The organism is Cyanobium sp. Morenito 9A2 (assembly GCF_024345575.1).
GTDB lineage: Bacteria > Cyanobacteriota > Cyanobacteriia > PCC-6307 > Cyanobiaceae > ATX-6F1.
Genome location: NZ_JAGQBJ010000008.1, coordinates 116280 through 132922, shown reverse-complemented (window position 1 = coordinate 132922; position 16643 = coordinate 116280). Strand labels below are relative to the sequence as shown.

At 67.4% G+C, this 16643-nt stretch carries 14 protein-coding genes and 1 pseudogene; 8 read left to right on the top strand and 7 right to left on the bottom strand.

Annotated features, from left to right (window positions below):
- Positions 1 to 30 precede the first annotated feature (30 nt).
- Together rpsF and KBY88_RS11075 are read left to right on the top strand one after the other, a co-directional pair.
- The gene (gene rpsF / locus KBY88_RS11080) at positions 31 to 399 is read left to right on the top strand and encodes a 30S ribosomal protein S6 (RefSeq protein WP_254939993.1); all 369 of its coding nucleotides are present in this window, start codon (positions 31 to 33) and stop codon (positions 397 to 399) included.
- Between the two features lie 211 nt (positions 400 to 610).
- Positions 611 to 937: a hypothetical protein gene (locus KBY88_RS11075; protein ID WP_254939992.1), complete on the top strand. Its 327-nt coding sequence runs from the start codon at positions 611 to 613 to the stop codon at positions 935 to 937.
- 40 nt (positions 938 to 977) lie between these two features.
- Here KBY88_RS11075 and KBY88_RS11070 read toward each other — a convergent pair whose 3' ends face one another.
- Both KBY88_RS11070 and KBY88_RS11065 read right to left on the bottom strand, forming a co-directional pair.
- Positions 978 to 2183 (bottom strand): argininosuccinate synthase, encoded by a 1206-nt coding sequence (locus KBY88_RS11070; RefSeq protein WP_254939991.1) that lies wholly within the window; start codon positions 2181 to 2183, stop codon positions 978 to 980.
- Positions 2183 to 2476 (bottom strand): hypothetical protein, encoded by a 294-nt coding sequence (locus tag KBY88_RS11065; RefSeq protein ID WP_254939990.1) that lies wholly within the window; start codon positions 2474 to 2476, stop codon positions 2183 to 2185. Before KBY88_RS11065 ends, KBY88_RS11070 begins: the two co-directional genes overlap by 1 nt.
- Before the next feature lie 60 nt (positions 2477 to 2536).
- Between KBY88_RS11065 and KBY88_RS11060 the strand changes: the two genes are divergently transcribed.
- From KBY88_RS11060 to KBY88_RS11050, 3 genes are all read left to right on the top strand, one after another.
- A complete protein-coding gene (locus KBY88_RS11060; RefSeq protein WP_254939989.1) occupies positions 2537 to 2788 on the top strand; it encodes a DUF3134 domain-containing protein in 252 nt (83 codons plus the stop codon).
- A 168-nt stretch (positions 2789 to 2956) separates the two neighbouring features.
- A complete protein-coding gene (gene mraY / locus KBY88_RS11055; protein ID WP_254940008.1) occupies positions 2957 to 3991 on the top strand; it encodes a phospho-N-acetylmuramoyl-pentapeptide-transferase in 1035 nt (344 codons plus the stop codon).
- Positions 3992 to 3997: 6 nt separating this feature from the next.
- Complete coding sequence (locus KBY88_RS11050; RefSeq protein ID WP_254939988.1) at positions 3998 to 4246, top strand: hypothetical protein; 249 nt, start codon at positions 3998 to 4000, stop codon at positions 4244 to 4246.
- Here KBY88_RS11050 and KBY88_RS11045 read toward each other — a convergent pair.
- Positions 4237 to 4446, bottom strand: a complete 210-nt coding sequence (locus KBY88_RS11045; RefSeq protein WP_254939987.1) for a cytochrome B6 — start codon at positions 4444 to 4446, stop codon at positions 4237 to 4239. The genes KBY88_RS11050 and KBY88_RS11045 overlap by 10 nt on opposite strands.
- 62 nt (positions 4447 to 4508) lie before the next feature.
- Here KBY88_RS11045 and purT point away from each other — a divergent pair, with 62 nt between their 5' ends.
- Entirely contained in the window at positions 4509 to 5696 is a 1188-nt protein-coding gene (gene purT, locus KBY88_RS11040; RefSeq protein ID WP_254939986.1) for a formate-dependent phosphoribosylglycinamide formyltransferase, read from the top strand.
- Positions 5697 to 5750: 54 nt separating this feature from the next.
- Positions 5751 to 6683, top strand: a pseudogene (locus tag KBY88_RS11035) (LCP family protein); the annotation flags it as partial.
- On the opposite strand, the gene KBY88_RS11030 reads toward KBY88_RS11035, so the two are convergent.
- From KBY88_RS11030 to recN, 4 genes are all read right to left on the bottom strand, one after another.
- Positions 6630 to 8267, bottom strand: coding sequence for a glycosyltransferase (locus tag KBY88_RS11030; RefSeq protein WP_396102996.1), 1638 nt, complete (start codon positions 8265 to 8267; stop codon positions 6630 to 6632). The pseudogene KBY88_RS11035 and the gene KBY88_RS11030 overlap by 54 nt on opposite strands.
- A gap of 88 nt (positions 8268 to 8355) precedes the next feature.
- On the bottom strand, positions 8356 to 9903 hold the full coding sequence (locus tag KBY88_RS11025) for an alpha/beta hydrolase (RefSeq protein ID WP_254939984.1): 1548 nt from the start codon (positions 9901 to 9903) through the stop codon (positions 8356 to 8358).
- Positions 9904 to 9916: 13 nt separating this feature from the next.
- Complete coding sequence (gene uvrA, locus KBY88_RS11020) at positions 9917 to 12913, bottom strand: excinuclease ABC subunit UvrA (protein WP_254939983.1); 2997 nt, start codon at positions 12911 to 12913, stop codon at positions 9917 to 9919.
- A gap of 51 nt (positions 12914 to 12964) precedes the next feature.
- Positions 12965 to 14656: a DNA repair protein RecN gene (gene recN / locus KBY88_RS11015; RefSeq protein ID WP_254939982.1), complete on the bottom strand. Its 1692-nt coding sequence runs from the start codon at positions 14654 to 14656 to the stop codon at positions 12965 to 12967.
- A gap of 74 nt (positions 14657 to 14730) precedes the next feature.
- Between recN and KBY88_RS11010 the strand changes: the two genes are divergently transcribed.
- Complete coding sequence (locus KBY88_RS11010) at positions 14731 to 16620, top strand: ABC1 kinase family protein (protein ID WP_254939981.1); 1890 nt, start codon at positions 14731 to 14733, stop codon at positions 16618 to 16620.
- Positions 16621 to 16643 lie beyond the last annotated feature (23 nt).

Below are 16643 nucleotides of genomic sequence, written 5' to 3'. Positions count from 1 at the left end.
GCGCTGGCTGGAGCCCACAACGGAGATTTCATGTCTGAGCTCTACTACGAAACCATGTACATCCTTCGTCCGGACATCCCGGAGGAAGAGGTGGAGGCCCATGTCACCAAGTACCGCGACCTGGTGACCGAGGCCGGCGCTGAGGTGCTCGAATCGCAGATGCGGGGCAAGCGCCGCCTGGCCTACCCGATCGCCAAGCACAAGGAAGGCATTTACGTGCAGCTCACCCATAACGGTGACGGCCAGCAGGTGGTGGCCCTCGAGCGGGCCATGCGCCTGAGCGAAGACGTGATCCGTTACCTCACCGTCAAACAGGACGGTCCGGTGCCCCCGCCCCGGACCAGCAGCGTGCCGGCGGCCGCCGCCGAGCCGACCGTCGCCGTCGCCGTCGAAGCCTGAGGCCCAGGCCCAAATCCTGGCCTGCCTTGTGGGCAGGCCAACCATCCGATACCGTCCGGCCATGCTTTCGGACGACGGACACCGTGCCCCGGTCCCCCGCTGGGGCCGTCCCCTGCTCAAGGCTTGTTCATCCCCTGAAGCAGACGCGGTTGGGTCCGCAGAACCCAGGCTTTCGGTGGATGATGGAGAGTCTTCGGGATGGACGCTCGCCTTGGTCACCACTCCCTCCAGTCCGTCGTCGGCCCGAGAGGCCCTGCGGCGGGAGCTTGAAGCCACCCGCCACCAGGTGGCAGAACTTGAAACCTTGCTGGCGGAGCTGCCGGCGATCTTTGAGCGCAAGTTCCAGCAGCAGTTACGGCCGGTGCAGGAGCACACAAGGCTGCTGGCGGAAGAGAACATGGCCCTGAGGGATCAGGCCCGATACGCGCTGCAGGGAGCCGCCGAAGGCCTGCAACCGCTGCTGCCCTTCCCCAACGGCCTCGGATCCTGGACCCGCAAGTTGCTCAAGGGCCACGCCGACGAGGAGACCGCGGCCTAGGTCAACCGAATCCCCGCCCAAAAGTCCCTCAGGATTCAGCTCAGCGGCGGCGCTGGGCCGCCCACAGACGGGTGGGCAGCCCCCAGACATAGATGAATCCCTCGGCGGCCCGGTGGTCGAAACGATCACCAGTGCCGTAGGTGGCCATCGCACTGACGTAAAGACTGTCGCTGGCGCTGCGGCGGCCCACCACCGTGGCATTGCCCTTGTGCAGCTTCACCCTCACCGTGCCGTTCACCGTGGCCTGGGTGCGGTCGAGGAAGCCATCAAGGGCCTCCTTGAGGGGCCCGAACCAGAGGCCCTGGTACACCAGATCGGCCCAGCTGGCTTCGATCTGGCGCTTGTAGCGCTGCACGTCGCCGGCAAGGGTGAGCGATTCCAGCTCCTGGTGGGCGCGGATCAACAGCAACAGGCCGGGGGTTTCATAGATCTCCCGGCTCTTGATGCCCACCACACGGTTCTCGACCATGTCGAGGCGGCCGAAACCATGGAGGCCCGCCAGCTCGTTGGCCCGGCGGATCAGGCTGACCGGATCGAGGCGCACCCCATCCACGCTCACGGGATTGCCGGCCTCGAAACCGATCTCCACCACCTGGGGAGAAGCGGGGGCGTTCTCAACGGAACGGGTGAGCGCGTAGATCTCCTCGGGCGGTTCGACATCGGGATCCTCCAGGGGACCGGCCTCGATGCTGCGCCCCAGCAGGTTGAGGTCGATGGAATAGGGCGACCCCTTGCTCACGGGCGAGGGGATGCCGCAACGCTCTCCGTAGGCGATCGTCTCTTCCCGACTCATGCCCCACTCCCGGGCGGGGGTGAGCACCTTGAGGTCGGGGGCGAGGGCGCCGATGGCCACATCGAAACGCACCTGGTCATTGCCCTTGCCCGTACAGCCGTGGGCCACCGCATCGGCCCCCACCTCCCGGGCGATCTCCACCAGACGCCGGGCGATCAGCGGGCGGGCCAGGGCGGTGGAGAGGGGGTAGCGGCCCTCGTAGAGAGCATTGGCGCGGATGGCCGGGAAGGCGAACTCCGTGATGAAGGGTTCGATCAGGTCACCCACGATCGACTGGCTGGCACCGGAATCGAGCGCCTTCTGGCGGATCGGCTCCAGCTCATCCCCCTGGCCCAGGTCGGCGGCGAAGGTGATCACCTCCTCGACGCCCCATTCCTGCATCAGATAGGGGATGCAGACGCTGGTGTCCACACCGCCGGAATAGGCCAGCACCGCCTTCTTCGCCCGACCCATCAACCCTGCTCCTCGACGCCGTGTGTCGATTCTCCCCCGTCGCCCCCCGTCCCAGCGGTCGGGAGGGCGACGGGGGACGGGGAGGGCCAACGCAGCACCAGCACCAGGGCGATCAGGGCTGGCGGCACCAGCACCAGGGCGGCCACCGGCACGGGTTCGATCGGCAAACGTTCAGGCCAGTGCTGGCCCGCCCAGACCAGCAAGGAGCTGAGCCCCAGGGCCGCCAGCCAGACCAGCGCCAGCTCCGCCCACTTGCGCGGCGACAGCGCCGCGAGGCCCGAAGTCTTCTCCATTGAGGGCCTCCGCTAAGATCATGGATTGGTCATTCGGACCCAGCCTGCCCGAGGGCGTTCATGAGCATTCTCGATACCATCAACCCCTCCTTGACCCGCTACCGGCGCGATGAGCCCGCTCCGGTGCTGCCGCTGCGGGAAGAGCCCGACCTGCTGAGCTGGCTGGAAGCCAGTGGCCGGCTCGTGGCCGACGAGGAAGCCGCCGCTCCCGATGTGAGCACCGTGGAGGAGGAGGAACTTTCGGCGCTGATGGGCGAGAAGGAGGATTACAACCAGGCCGACGAAGCCACCGAAGAGAACTGGGAAGACTGAATCCCGTGGCCTAGGGTCCCGCCGTGGCCCGGGACTCCGGCCCGCGCCGCTTCCTCCAGGACCTGCCGCTTGGCCACCCCGACCTCGCCCTCCGGGGCCTCCAGCCGCCCGCGCGGCCCCGTCACGGCGCTGCTCCAGCAGCTTTCCGGCCACAGCCGTCCCCTGGCCATGCTCCTGGCGCTTGTGCTGCTGACAAGTTGCCTGCTCAATGATGCTCTGTCCCAGGCGCCCCAACTCACCCCTCCGCTGCTGATCGCAGCGCTGATCACCACCCTTCTGGGCCTCTGGGGTGTCCCCCGGCTCCGGGCGCTCAAGCTGGGGCAGGTGATCCGCCAGGAAGGTCCCCAGGCGCACCACGGCAAGGCGGGAACCCCCACCATGGGCGGCCTGCTGGTGGTTCCGGTGGGGGTGATCGTGGGCGCCTTGGTGGCCCCCTCCGATCCGCGCCTGGTGGCGGTGGCTGCCCTCAGCCTGGCCTTTCTGGCGATCGGCGGCCTTGATGATTGGCGCAGCCTCACCAAACGCACCAACACCGGCCTGAGCCCCCGGGGCAAGCTGATGCTTCAGGGTTTGGCCGCACTGACCTTTCTCGCTGTCTCCGCCTGGCAGGGGTGGATCGGCACCGATGTGGCCCTGCCCCTGGGCTGGGTGCTGCCCCTGGGGATCTTGATCTGGCCCCTGGGGCTGTTCGTGGTGCTGGCGGAAAGCAACGGCACCAATCTCACCGACGGCCTCGATGGTCTGGCGGCCGGCTGCGGCGCCGTGGTGTTCACCGGTCTCGGGCTGCAGCTGATGCTGCGCGGCCACGAAGGCGATCCGGCCCTGGCGGGCTTCAGCGCCGCCATGGCCGGGGCCTGGCTGGGCTTCCTGGTGCACAACCGCCATCCGGCCCGGGTGTTCATGGGCGACACCGGTTCGCTGGCCATGGGAGCTTCCCTGGCGGCGATCGCCCTGCTCAGCAACAGCCTCTGGCCGCTGCTGCTGATGGGCGGGGTGTTTCTGGCCGAATCGCTCTCTGTGATCACCCAGGTCTGGGTGTTCAAGGCCACCAAGGGTCCCGATGGCCAGGGAAGACGGGTGTTTCGGATGGCCCCCCTGCACCATCACTTCGAACTCGGCGGCGCCAGCGAACAACAGGTGGTGGTGGGTTTCTGGGGCGCCTCCTTGCTGCTAGTCATGGCAGGACTCCTGCTGCTGCCCTGATCGCCCATGGCCTATTTCATCTGGAAGGACGCGGGCCTCACCAGCGATTGCGCCAGCCTGGAGTCGATGGCGGCGCGCTTTGAGGAGACCGCCGCCCTGATGCGACGCATGGCCAGCGAGGGCTTCCAGTTGGAGCGCCGCAACGACGGCCAGCACATCAGCCACAGCGACGCCCAGCTGTTTGCCGACTACGGCTTCATCGATGAAGCCCCCCAGGTGCAGCAGCTCGGCCTGATCCCCGACCCTCAGGGCTGAGGGGGGCCGGAGCGGCGCACCAGGCCCACCACCCACACCACCACGAAGGCCAGCGAAGAGACCCCGAGGTAGACGAGGGTCCACGTCTGGAGGTCAGCGATGTTCCAGCCGAAGATGAGCCCTTGGGCCGCATCACCGGCGGTGGAGAAGGCGAGCGTGGGCACGGTCAGCCAGGCATCAGGCCATCGCTGCAACACCATCGTGATCGGGCAGGCCGCCGGGGGAAGATCAGGTCAGTATCCCGCCCACCGGCGCCCCCTCCATGGCCCGTGCCCCTTTTCCCCGCACCCTGATGCTCCTGGGCAGCGGCGAACTGGGCAAGGAGATGGCGATCGCCGCCCAGCGCCTGGGCTGCCGGGTGATCGCCATCGATCGCTACGCCGGAGCCCCCGCCATGCAGGTGACCCAGACCTCCGAGGTGGTGGCCATGGGCGATCCGGAGGCCCTCAAGGCAGTGGTGCGCCGCCACCGTCCCGACCTGGTGATTCCCGAGATTGAAGCCCTGGCGGTGGACGCCCTGGCCGAGTTGGAGGCGGAGGGCTTCACGGTGATCCCCACGGCCCGGGCCACCGCCGTGACCATGAACCGCGACCGCATCCGCGACCTGGCGGCCACGGAGCTGGGGCTGCGCACCGCCCGCTTCGCCTACGCCCGCAGCGCCAGCGAACTGTCCGCCGCCGCTGAGAACCTGGGCTGGCCGGTGGTGGTCAAGCCGGTGATGAGCTCCTCGGGCAAGGGCCAAAGCGTGGTCAAGGGTCCAGGGGGCATCGAGGCCGCCTGGGAGAGCGCCATGGCCGGCGCCCGCGGCGTGGGGGCCGAGGTGATCGTGGAGGAATTCCTGCACTTCGAGCTGGAGATCACCTTGCTTACGGTGCGCCAATGGCAGGGTCCGACGCTGTTTTGCCCACCAATCGGCCATCTGCAGGAGCGCGGCGACTACCAGTGCAGCTGGCAACCGGCGGAGCTGGGCGCCGAGCAATTGGCGGCCGCCCAGGCCATGGCCTCCGCGGTGACCGACCAACTCGGGGGGGCCGGCCTGTTCGGGGTGGAATTCTTCCTGTGCGGTGATCCCGGGAAGGAGGAGGTGGTGTTCTCCGAGCTCTCCCCCCGCCCCCATGACACCGGTTTGGTGACCCTGCTGGGCCAGAACCTGAGCGAATTCGAGCTGCACCTGCGCGCCGTGCTGGGCCTGCCGATCCCCGAGATTCGCTCCAGCGGCGCCGCCGCCAGCCGCGTGATCCTGGCCGATCGGGCCCTGGCACGGGTGGCCTACGACGGGGTGGCTGAAGCCCTGGCGGAACCCGGCACCCAGGTGTTGCTGTTCGGCAAGCCCGAGGCCCGCCCCCAGCGACGCATGGGGGTGGCCCTGGCCACCGGCCGTGACCGGGCCGAGGCCCAGGGCAAGGCGGACCGCGCCGCCGAACGCGTGCAGGTGGTGGAAGCGCCCTGAACCCTCTGGCCCCATGGGGTTACGCGCTTTAAGGTGCGCCGAGCGGATTCCCCCATGAGCCAGGCCCAACCCCTCCCTCGCAACAACGGCCGACCGGCGGTCGGCAAGACCCAAAGGGTGCGAGCCGGCAAGGCGCGGTTGGAGCTTCCTTTCTCCGAAGAACCCACCAGCCCCGCCAACGACGACAGAACCTCTCGCCCCCAGCGCGAGCTTGCGGCCAAGGCCCGCCCACGCAAGAGCCGCAGACTGCCCCTGGTCCCCTTCGGCCTGGGCCTGGTGATCGGTGCCGCCCTGGCCGGTCCGATCCCACAACTGCTCGGGCCGCTGCTGGCGGGCCTGCAGCAGAGCTCACAACTGTTGGGCTCCGTGGTCAGCCCTCCCTACGGGGGCCGCATCCTGGTGATGGGCACCGATCAGGTCGCCACGAACACCGATGTGATCTTCACGGCCCAGGTCAAGGAGGGCCGGACCGAACTCACCCAGGTCCCGCGGGACACCTACATCGAATCAGACGCCTACGGGGTGCTGAAGGCCAATGCCCTCTACGGCGCCGGGGGGATGCCGGCGGTGGAGCAGGAGCTGGGCAAGCTGCTCGGTGAACCCCTGGAGCGCTACATGATCGTCAACCTTGATGCCGTGCAGCACCTTGGGGATGCCCTGGGGGGGGTGGAAGTGGAGGTGCCGAAGCGCATGTATTACACCGACAGCCGCCAAGGGCTCTCGATCGACCTCTACCCAGGCCGGCAACTGCTCAAGGGCAAAGATCTGGAGGGCTTCCTGCGCTTCCGCCACGACGAGATGGGCGACCTGGGGCGCATGGAACGCCAGCGGCTGGTGCTGGCCGAGGTCTTCCGCAAGCTGGCCCAGCCCAGCGCCTTGGCCCAGCTGCCCCAACTGCTTCAGATCGCCGGCAAGGACATCAAGACCAACCTCTCACCGGGGGAGCTTGGCGGCCTGCTGGGTGCCCTGCGCACCACCAAGCTGGCCAGCTCTCGGCTGGCGGGTCAGCCCTTCTGGCACGACAACCTCAGCTACTGGATGCCCGATCTGAACCCCAACCATGCGGCCTACAGGAGCCAGGAGCCACCGCTCTGAGGCCCTTGAATCCTGGGGCGGCGGCGACCGTCGCGCACCCCCCGGCCGAGGGGCCAGGATCACCGCCGCGCTGGTGGCCAGGCCGCAGCGGCGCAGGACCGCCGCCAGATAGGCACCCACATGGGCTTCCCAGCTGAACTCAAGACCCACCGCCTCCAGTCCCTGATCGCGCCAACGGTGCCAACGGACCGGATCGGCCATCGCCAGCTCTAGGGCTTTTCTCAGGCCCTGGAGGTCGCTCACATCCACCAGCAGCCCATTGCGGCAACGGGCCACAATCTCCCGGGGCCCGCCATCGTCGGTGGCCACCACGGGCAGACCTGAGGCCGCCGACTCCAGCAGCGTGAGCCCGAAGGGTTCGGTCAGAGCCGGGTTGACGAACACCCCGCGACGCTGGGCCGCCCAGCGGTACAGGTGGGGAATGTGAACGGAGCCGTGGCGTTTGGGGTAGGCCACCAGCCCGTAGAGATCAAAGCGATCAATCAGCTCGAACACCTGCTGGAACAGATCCCGCTGCTGCTTCTCCAGATGACGGGGATCCTGACGGCACCCCAGCACCAGGACCAAGTTGTGGCGCTCCCGCAGGACCGGCGAGCTGCCGAAGGCCTCGATCAGGGCCAGGATGTTCTTACGCCGGTCGGCTCGGCAGATGGTCAACAGGGGTGGGCGCTCGGGTTCCCGCAAAAACGGCCGTAACAGCTCCTCAACCTCAGCTTCGGCATCGGTGGCCCTCCCAGCGTCGGGGACGGCGACGGCCCTGGGCAGGCCCAGGCCAGGGCGACGTCTGGGGCCACCAGGATGAAACCGGTCCCGATCGACTCCAGGCGGGATCACCTCCGCCCTCCCGGGCTGGTAGTGGCCATAGCGGCCGTACTGGTGATCCGCTTCCTGTCGGGTGCTGGTCACCACCAGCAGGCTTTGGGCCAGGGCCAGCTCTTCGGCCTCGATGCGTCGGCTGATGGCGTAGAGCTTCTCCATCTGCGCGTGGTCGGCACCATTGGCCAACAGCCGCCGCAGTTTCTCCCGCCCCAGGGAGTGACCCGTGTACACCAGCGGGATGCCCAGCCGCCGGCTCACGAGGGCCCCCACGTAACCGGCGTCGGCGTAGTGGGCATGGATCCAATCGGGGTGACGCGCCCCGCTGCCCAGATGGGCCACCAGGGTGTCGGCCAGCTGGTCGAGGTGGGGCCAGAGCAGCTCCTTGCGCAGGTAGCGCTTAGGGCCACAGGGAAAGCGCAGGATCGAGGCACCGGGCGCCAGAGCCTCGATCGGTCGGGCGTAGTCCGCCGACAGGCGACGGTCGTCGATCAATCGGGTGACCACCTCCAGCTGCTCCACCTCCGAGTGAGCGGCCAGAGCCTGCGCCAGTTCGAGCACGTAGGTGGTCTGACCGCCGGTGTCGGCATCCCGCCCCAACTCCAGGTCACAGCCGCGAAACAGACCGTGGAGATGAAGATGTAGGAGGTAGAGCCCCACCCGAAGCCGGCGCCATCACTCCATCGATAGCGGGGTTTGGCCAAGGCGACGGGTTCAGCCCATCAGCCCCGATCAGGCATGGGCTCCCTCAGGGGCTCCAACCCTTGAGCTGAGCGGTGACATCGGCCAGTGGAATGGTGGCATCACCCCAGCCATCCGGCGGCAGCAGAGACGGGGCCGCCGGACCGGGAACGGCGGCCGGTCCGGCGGCAAAGGTCCCGTTCACCCAGGCCAGAATCAGACGCCGCAGCGGGCCGCCGGCCTCTGCGTAAGGGGATCCCAGGTTGAAGTGATCGCCGCCCTTGGCCAGCACCAGCCGGTGACCACCACCAAGGGCGCGGGCCTCAGCGGCCATGGGAGCAATCGCTTCGGGTCCCGCAGGGACAACGAAATCACGGCTACCACTCACCAGCAACACCCTGGCGTTCATGGCTTTGGCCGCGCCAGCGGAAAAGAGCAGGGACATCGGCGGGCTCACCGCCACCACCGCCTTGACACGCGGATCGCTCAATCCAGCCCGATCGGCGGAGCTGAGGAAACTGCACTGCAACACCCAGCTGAGGTTGCGGGAAGGGTTCATCACATCCCGGCAGAACTTCTCCAGCAGAGCCGCACTGGGGGTTGCCCCCGCCAGCTGCAGCGCCGTGGTGGCCCCCCAGGACTGGCCGAGCACCACCACGGAATCGGTCTTCAGGCCTGGGGGTAACCCCAGCTTTCCGGCGGCTGCCCCATCGATCAGGGCGGTGATGTCCATGGGCCGCCGCCGTAACTCGGCGGGGCCTGGTGGTGGAACCTTGCCGGAGAGCATGGCCTGTTGCTGACTCTGATCGCTGCCGGGGTGATACGGCATCAGCACGGTGTAGCCATGGCTGGCCAGGTGACGGGCCCAACCCTCAAAGCTCCGAGGGCTATCCCAGAGACCGTGGGAAATCAGCACCAGGCGGCCGTTGGCCCCCTGGGTGGGGCTGATCACCACGAGCCTCAGAGGCTCCGGCCGGTAAGGCACCGCGAGGATCGTTTCACGGCGCTGCACGGTCAGGGGGCCGGGCCTGCTGAGGGCCGGGCTCTCAGTGCCCGCCGGCTGGGCCGCCAGCAGGCGATCGGCCGGCTGCTGCTGGCTGGCGAGGCGCTTGAGCGCGAACAGCCCGCGCTCCAGGTCGATCGAGGCGGTCGTCCCCGGCATCGCCTGAAGCACGTTGAGCATGGTGAGATTGCCCTTGGCGCTCGCCTGCTGAAGCGCCGACTCCAGGGCCATGCTGGTGAGGTTGATCGGCACGCCATCCACACCGATCAGGGCGGACACGAGCAACAGGGCCTGGGAGAGCAAGGGAGACCCCACCGACTCAGTCACCACCGCCTTGGTCTGCAGGGGAAGGGGTGAATTGAGCAGTTCCACCAACGTGCGACCGATGGTGCCGTTGGTGGCCTGATTCAACTGGGCCAGGTCACTGGTGCCGGCGAACAGCCGGTCAGGATCCCTCAGCTCGCTGAGCTTGATGCTGAAGTTGGTGTCCAGCAACGGCATGCGCAGCTGGATCTCCTCCAGGGCCCGGGCCGGCTGGGCAGCGCCGGCCAGCAGGGCCCCCGATGCCAGGGCCAGCGCCAGGGCGCGGTGGGTGCGATGGAGCAGGGTCATGGGGGGTCTGGTTTCAGGCGACGGCAGGCTCAGGAGGATGCTGGGCGAGCACCTGGCGTAGGTAACGACCAGTGTGGCTGCTGGGATGCTTGGCCACCTCTTCGGGGGTGCCCGCCGCGACGATCTGGCCACCCTTGTCGCCGCCCTCGGGGCCCAGGTCGATCAGCCAATCCGAACAGCGGATCACATCGAGGTTGTGCTCGATCACCACGATCGAATTGCCCTTGTCCACCAATCGCTGCATCACATCCATCAACTTGTGCACGTCGTAGAAGCTCAGGCCGGTGGTGGGCTCATCAATCAGATAGAGCGTTTTTCCCGTAGCGCGTTTGGAGAGTTCGGTGGCCAGCTTGACGCGTTGGGCTTCACCGCCTGAGAGCGTGGGGGCGGGCTGACCGAGCTTGATGTACCCGAGGCCCACGTCCACCAACGTGCGTAAGCGATCAGCCGCCTGGGGGATGGCGGAGAACACATCGGCGGCCTGTTCCACGGTCATCTCGAGGACATCGGCGATGGTGTGGCCCTTGTAGGACACCTGCAAGGTCTCACGGTTGTAGCGGGCCCCCTTGCAGACATCGCACTGCACATAGACGTCGGGCAGGAAATTCATCTCGATCACGTTCACCCCCTGACCACTGCAGGCCTCACAGCGACCACCCTTGACGTTGAAGCTGAACTGACCCACCTGGTAGCCCCGCGCCTTGGCTTCAACCGTGGCGGCGAAGACCTGGCGAATCGGATCGAACGCACCCGTGTAGGTGGCCGGATTCGAACGGGGGGTGCGGCCGATCGGGCTCTGATCGATCACGATCACCTTGTCCACCGATTGAATGCCGCGCAGTTCCTCGAGCCCGCTGGGAAAGGGCACTTTCAGACCCAACTTGTGCTCCAGGGCGGGGTGCAGCAGCTCATTGATCAGGGTGCTCTTGCCGCTGCCGCTCACGCCGGTGATGCTCACCAGCCGCCCCAGGGGAATCTCCACCTCGATGCCGGAAAGATTGTTGCGGCGGCAGTTCACCAAGGTGAGCTTGCGGCTGACCGCCGTGCGGCGTTCGGCAGGGGTGGGGATTGAACGCCGGCCACTCAGGTAGTCGCCCGTGAGCGACTCCTTGGCCGCCAGCAGATCCTCGAAACCGCCCTGGGCCACAATGTGGCCCCCGTGCACGCCCGCCCCGGGGCCGATGTCGACGATGTAATCAGCGGCGCGGATGGTGTCTTCGTCGTGTTCGACCACGATCAAGGTGTTGCCCAGATCCCGCAGCTTGATCAAGGTGGCCAGCAACCGGTCGTTGTCGCGCTGGTGCAACCCGATGCTGGGTTCGTCGAGCACATACAGCACACCCGTGAGACCGGCGCCGATCTGGGTGGCCAGGCGGATGCGCTGGGCTTCCCCGCCGGAGAGCGTCATCGCCGGCCGATCGAGGCTGAGGTAATCGAGGCCCACATCCAGCAGAAAGCGCAGGCGCAGGCGAATCTCCCGCAGCACCAGGTCGCCGATCTGAATCTGGCGCGGCGTCAGCAACGGTTCGGCCCCTTCACTGGCCCCCACCCCCATCAACGCCTCGATGCGGGCGAGGCCCTCGGCCACGCTCACGGCCGTCAGATCGGAGATGTTGAACGGGCCCACCTTCACCGCCAGGGCCTCGGGCCTCAGACGCAGCCCCTGGCAAGTGGCACAGGGCACCATCTCCAGGAACTTCTCCAGCTTCTGGCGCACAGCCTCACCACTGGCGTCCTGGAGCTGGCGTTCCAGGATCGGCAGGATCCCCTCAAAGGGACGCAGGTAACCGTCGCTCTTGCGATAACGGCTGTCGGCCTTGATCGCAATCGGCTCCGTGCTGCCGAGCAGAAGCACCTGCTGCTGCTCGGCGCTGAGCTGGTTCCAGGGGGTCTTGATCTCGAAGTTGAAAGCCTCCCCGACCGAATAGAGCAGCGAGAAGTAATAGCTGTTGTCCTTGTCACTCCAGGGGGCGATCGCCGCATAGACCGGCAGGGAGGGATCGGGCACCACCCGCTCAAAGGTGAACTTGCGCAGGTGGCCGATGCCATGGCAATCGGGGCAGGCGCCATAGGGGCTGTTGAAGGAGAACAGTCGCGGTGAGAGCTCCTCCATCACGGCGCCGTGCACCGGGCAGGCGAAATTCTCGGAATAGAGACGTTCCTTCTCCACCCCCTCCGGCAGCTCCTCACCGGCCTTGGGCACCACCTCCACCAGGGCCAGACCATCGCCGCGCTTGAGGGCCGTGCGCAGGGAGTCGTTGAGCCGCTCGGCAATTCCTTCGCGTGCCACCAGTCGGTCCACCACCACCTCAATGTGGTGGACATGGTTCTTGTCGAGCTCGATGTTGTCGGAGAGCTCGCGCACCTCGGTGTTGACCCGCACCCGGGCGAAGCCCTCGGCCACCAGGCCGCTCAACAGCTTGGCGTGGGTGCCCTTCTTGCCCCGCACCACGGGGGCCAGCAACTGATAACGGGTGCCTTCCGGCAGCGCCAGGATCTGGTCGACCATCTCGTCGATGCTCTGGGGCCGGATCGAGCGATCGCACTGGGGGCAGTGGGGCTCACCGGCGCGGCCGAACAGCAGCCGCAGGTAGTCCTGGATCTCCGTGACCGTGCCGACGGTGGAGCGGGGGTTGTGGCTGGTGGACTTTTGATCAATCGAAATCGCCGGGGAGAGTCCCTCGATCGCATCGACATCGGGCTTGTCCACCTGGCCCAGGAACTGGCGCGCGTAGGCCGAGAGGCTCTCCACATAACGGCGCTGACCCTCCGCAAAAATCGTGTCGAAGGCCAGTGAGCTCTTGCCGCTGCCGCTGACCCCGGTGAACACCACCAGGCGGTTGCGCGGGATCGTCAGATCGATGTTCTTGAGGTTGTGCTGGCGGGCGCCCCGCACCCGGATCACATCCTCCAGGCTTCCCCGCCCGAGCTGGCCGCTCCCCACTGAGCCATTGGGGCCCAAGGAGACCTCCCTGTTCTGAACTTTCGAGGCCCCGGCCGCTCGGCCCATCCATTGACCACGAGAACAGCGAAGTCTACGGAGGACGTGGCGGCGGGTGGCTCAGGCCACCCGCTTCTCCAGCAGGCTGGCGGCGTAGCTGCGCGCCTCGCCGCTGTCACCCCCCGCCAATTCCGCCAGTTCCCGCTGGCGCTCCTGAGTGTCCCGCAGGTGGGACACTCCCGTGTGCGTGTGGCCGGCCAGCACCTGCTTGCTGACGCGGAAATGATGGTCAGCGGCGGCGGCCACCAGCGGCTGGTGGGTGACACAGAAGACCTGTCGCTGCGTAGCCAGGCGCTGGAGCAACTGGGCCATCGCGCCACTGACCCGGCCACTGACACCGGCGTCGATTTCGTCGAAGAGCAGGGTGACGTGAGGATCACTGGCCGCCAGGCAGGTCTTGAGGGCGAGCAGGAAGCGGCTCATTTCGCCGCCGGAAGCCACCTCCGCCAGGGGCGCCAGGGGCTGGCCGGGGTTGGCGGAGAACAGGAACTGCACCGCATCGGCGCCGTCATCGCTGGCGGGGGCGGGCTCCACCGCCACGGCAAAGCGCACATGGGCCAGGCCCATGGGCCGCAGCGCCTCCATCAATTGCTCCTGCAACCGGGCCGCCGCCTGACGGCGCAGGGCACTGAGCTGCCCATGCAGGCGTTCACGACCCTGGCGGGCCTGGGCTTCGGCCCGCTCCAGCTCCGGAAGGGAAGCGGAGGCCCCACCAGGACCCAACAGCTCCCGCAAGCGGTCGCGTTCGGCGATCAGCTCGGGCAGATCCAGGCCATGGCGCCGCTCCAGGCTGCGCAGCTGGGCGATGCGGTCCTGGAGCGTGGCGAGGGTTTCGGGGTCGCTCTCCAGGGCAGCGCCGTAGCGATCCAGGTCGCGCGCCAGATCCTGTACCTGGGCCAGGGTCTCCCCCAGGGCCTGGAGCTGGGGCTGCAACGTTCCATCGAGCACCACCATCGACTGCAGCTCCTGCTCACAGGCGGCCAAATGATCGAGCACCGATGGGGTCCCGTCGGCTCCCTCCTGCAGGCGACCGATCAGGGCCATCACCCCGTCCTGGAGGCGCACCCCGTGCACAAGTCTGTCCTGGTCGGCTTCGAGGGCCTGGCGCTCGCAGGGATCCTCCAGCCGGGCGGCCTCCCATTCATCCAGCAATCGCTGGCGACCCTGGCGCTCCTGCTCCAGCCGCTCGCGTTCGCCCCGGGCCCGCTCCAGGGCCAACGCCGCCTGCTTCCAGAGCCGCTGGGCCTGGCGGGCGGGCTCCAGGGCCGCCCACAGGGACTCACCGCCAAAGCGATCGAGCCAGCGGCGCTGCTGGCCGGGCCGCGCCAACTGCTGGGTCTGGCCCTGAACCGTGAGCTCCAGCAGCAGCGGCCGCAGTTCCAGCAACTGGGACCGGCTGACCACCACACCATTCAAGCGGCTGCGGCTGCTGATGCGCTCCTCAAGGCGACGCCACTCCCGGCTGATCACCAGCTCCTCGTCGCCGGCGCCCTCCAGCTCCTGCGCCTGGAGCCAAGCCTCCACCGGCGGACTGAGGCTGAAGCTGGCCTCGATCGTGCTGCGCTCACTCCCCGGCCGCAGCAACCGCACCCCAGCGCTGCCCTGGCCACCGCCGAGCAGGGCATCAAGGGCATCGAGCAGGATCGACTTGCCCGCGCCCGTTTCGCCGGTGAGCACGGTGAAACCCCGCTCGAAGTTCAGTTCGAGCGCCTCGATCAGGGCGATCTGGTGCAGGCGCAGACCCGTGAGCACACCCGCCTCCGGTCATCGGCCCGACCGTAGCGGCTGCGGGATTCGTTTAGAAGGGGAACAACGGTTTCCCTGCCATGGTCGGCTCGAGCGGCGATTTCATCGAAGCCGCCGGTCTGCTCAGCTACGACCCGGCCACGATCCGCCGCATTTACTCCGGCCATCCGCAGCGTTTGCTGCGCCGCCTGTGGCAAACACTGGTGCCGATCGGCCTCTATCTGCTGGGGGTGGGGTTCGACCGGGCCACCGGGCGACTGAGCCGACCCGCCCGCGCACGGGGACGGGCCAAGGAATGCGCCGAGCTCCTGGTGCAGCTGGGGCCGGCGTTCATCAAGGCCGGTCAGGCCCTCTCCACCCGGCCGGACATCGTGCCGCCGATGCTGCTGGAGGAGCTGGCCCAGCTTCAGGACCAACTGCCCGGCTTCGATTCAACCCTGGCGATGGCCTGCATCGAGGAGGACCTGGGTCAGCCGGTGGAGGCGATCTACGACCAGCTCGATCGCGAGCCGATCTCCGCCGCCTCCCTGGGCCAGGTGCACAAAGGCGTACTCAAGGGCGGCGCCGCCGTGGCTGTGAAGGTGCAGCGGCCTGGCCTGCGCGAGCAGATCACGCTCGATCTCTACATCGTGCGCAACATCGCCGCCTGGCTGAACCGCTATGTGGGCCTGATCCGCAGCGATCTCGTCGCCCTGATCGACGAACTCGGTCAGCGGGTGTTCGAGGAGATGGATTACCTCAATGAGGCCTCCAACGCAGAGCGCTTCGCGGCCCTGCACCGCAGCAACCGCCGCATCGCCGTGCCGTTGATCCACCGCGCGGCCACCAGCCGACGGGTGCTGACGATGGAGTGGATCGATGGGGTGAAACTCACCAACCTCGCTGCGGTCAAGGCCCTAGGCATCGACCCTGATGACATGGTGCAGGTGGGGGTGAACTGCAGCCTGCAGCAATTGCTGGAGCACGGCTTCTTCCACGCCGATCCCCACCCGGGGAATCTGCTGGCCCTGGCGGACGGACGGCTGGCCTACCTGGATTTCGGAATGATGAGCACGGTGAGCCGCAGCTCGCGAACGGGCTTGATCCAGGCGGTGGTGCACCTGGTCAACCGAAACTTCTCCGCCCTCTCCCATGATTTCGTTCAGCTCGGCTTCCTGGCCGAAACCGTGGATCTCGAGCCGATCGTGCCGGCCTTCGAAACGGTGTTCGGCCAGGCGATCGAGCAGGGGGTGAGCCGGCTGGATTTCAAGGCGGTGACGGATGAGCTTTCCGGGGTGATGTATCGCTTCCCCTTCCAGGTTCCTCCCTACTACGCCCTGATCATCCGTTCCCTGGTCACCCTTGAGGGCATTGCCCTGAGCGTTGATCCCAGCTTCAAGATCCTTGGAGCCGCCTACCCCTACTTCGCCCGGCGGCTGATGGAGGACCCCGATCCCGAGTTGCGCGAGAGCCTGCGCGACATGCTCTTCGACGGTGATCTATTCCGCTGGCAGCGCCTGGACAACCTGATCACCAGCGCCTCGCTGCAGGATCAACTCGACCTGGAAGGCCTGCTTGATCAGGTGCTCGATTTCCTCTTCTCCCCAGGGGGTGGAATGCTGCGCGAGCAACTGGTGGAGGCGGCGGTGGAGCAGATGGATGAGTTCGGCTGGCAGACCGTGCAACGGCTCGGTCAGCGGCTGCCGCGGCAGCTGCAACCTCCCGGCCTTCGCGGTCTTGAACCGGTCACGGCCAAGGATCTTGAGCTTCTTTCCCTTGAGCCCGTCGCACGGCTGGTGACGATCCTGCGCGAGCTACCCGGCTTCGATCCCCAGCTGCTGCTCAGCCGGCTGCCACGGTTGCTGCGGGAGCCGGATCTACGGCGCATGGGACTGGATCTCGCCCGCCGACTGGCGGAGAGGGGAGTGGTACGCCTGCTGCGCGACGTGCTTGTGACACCGGAAACCAGAAGGGGCGTGGGCGTCAGCTGAAAGTGCTCCTCCTAGAGTTCGAC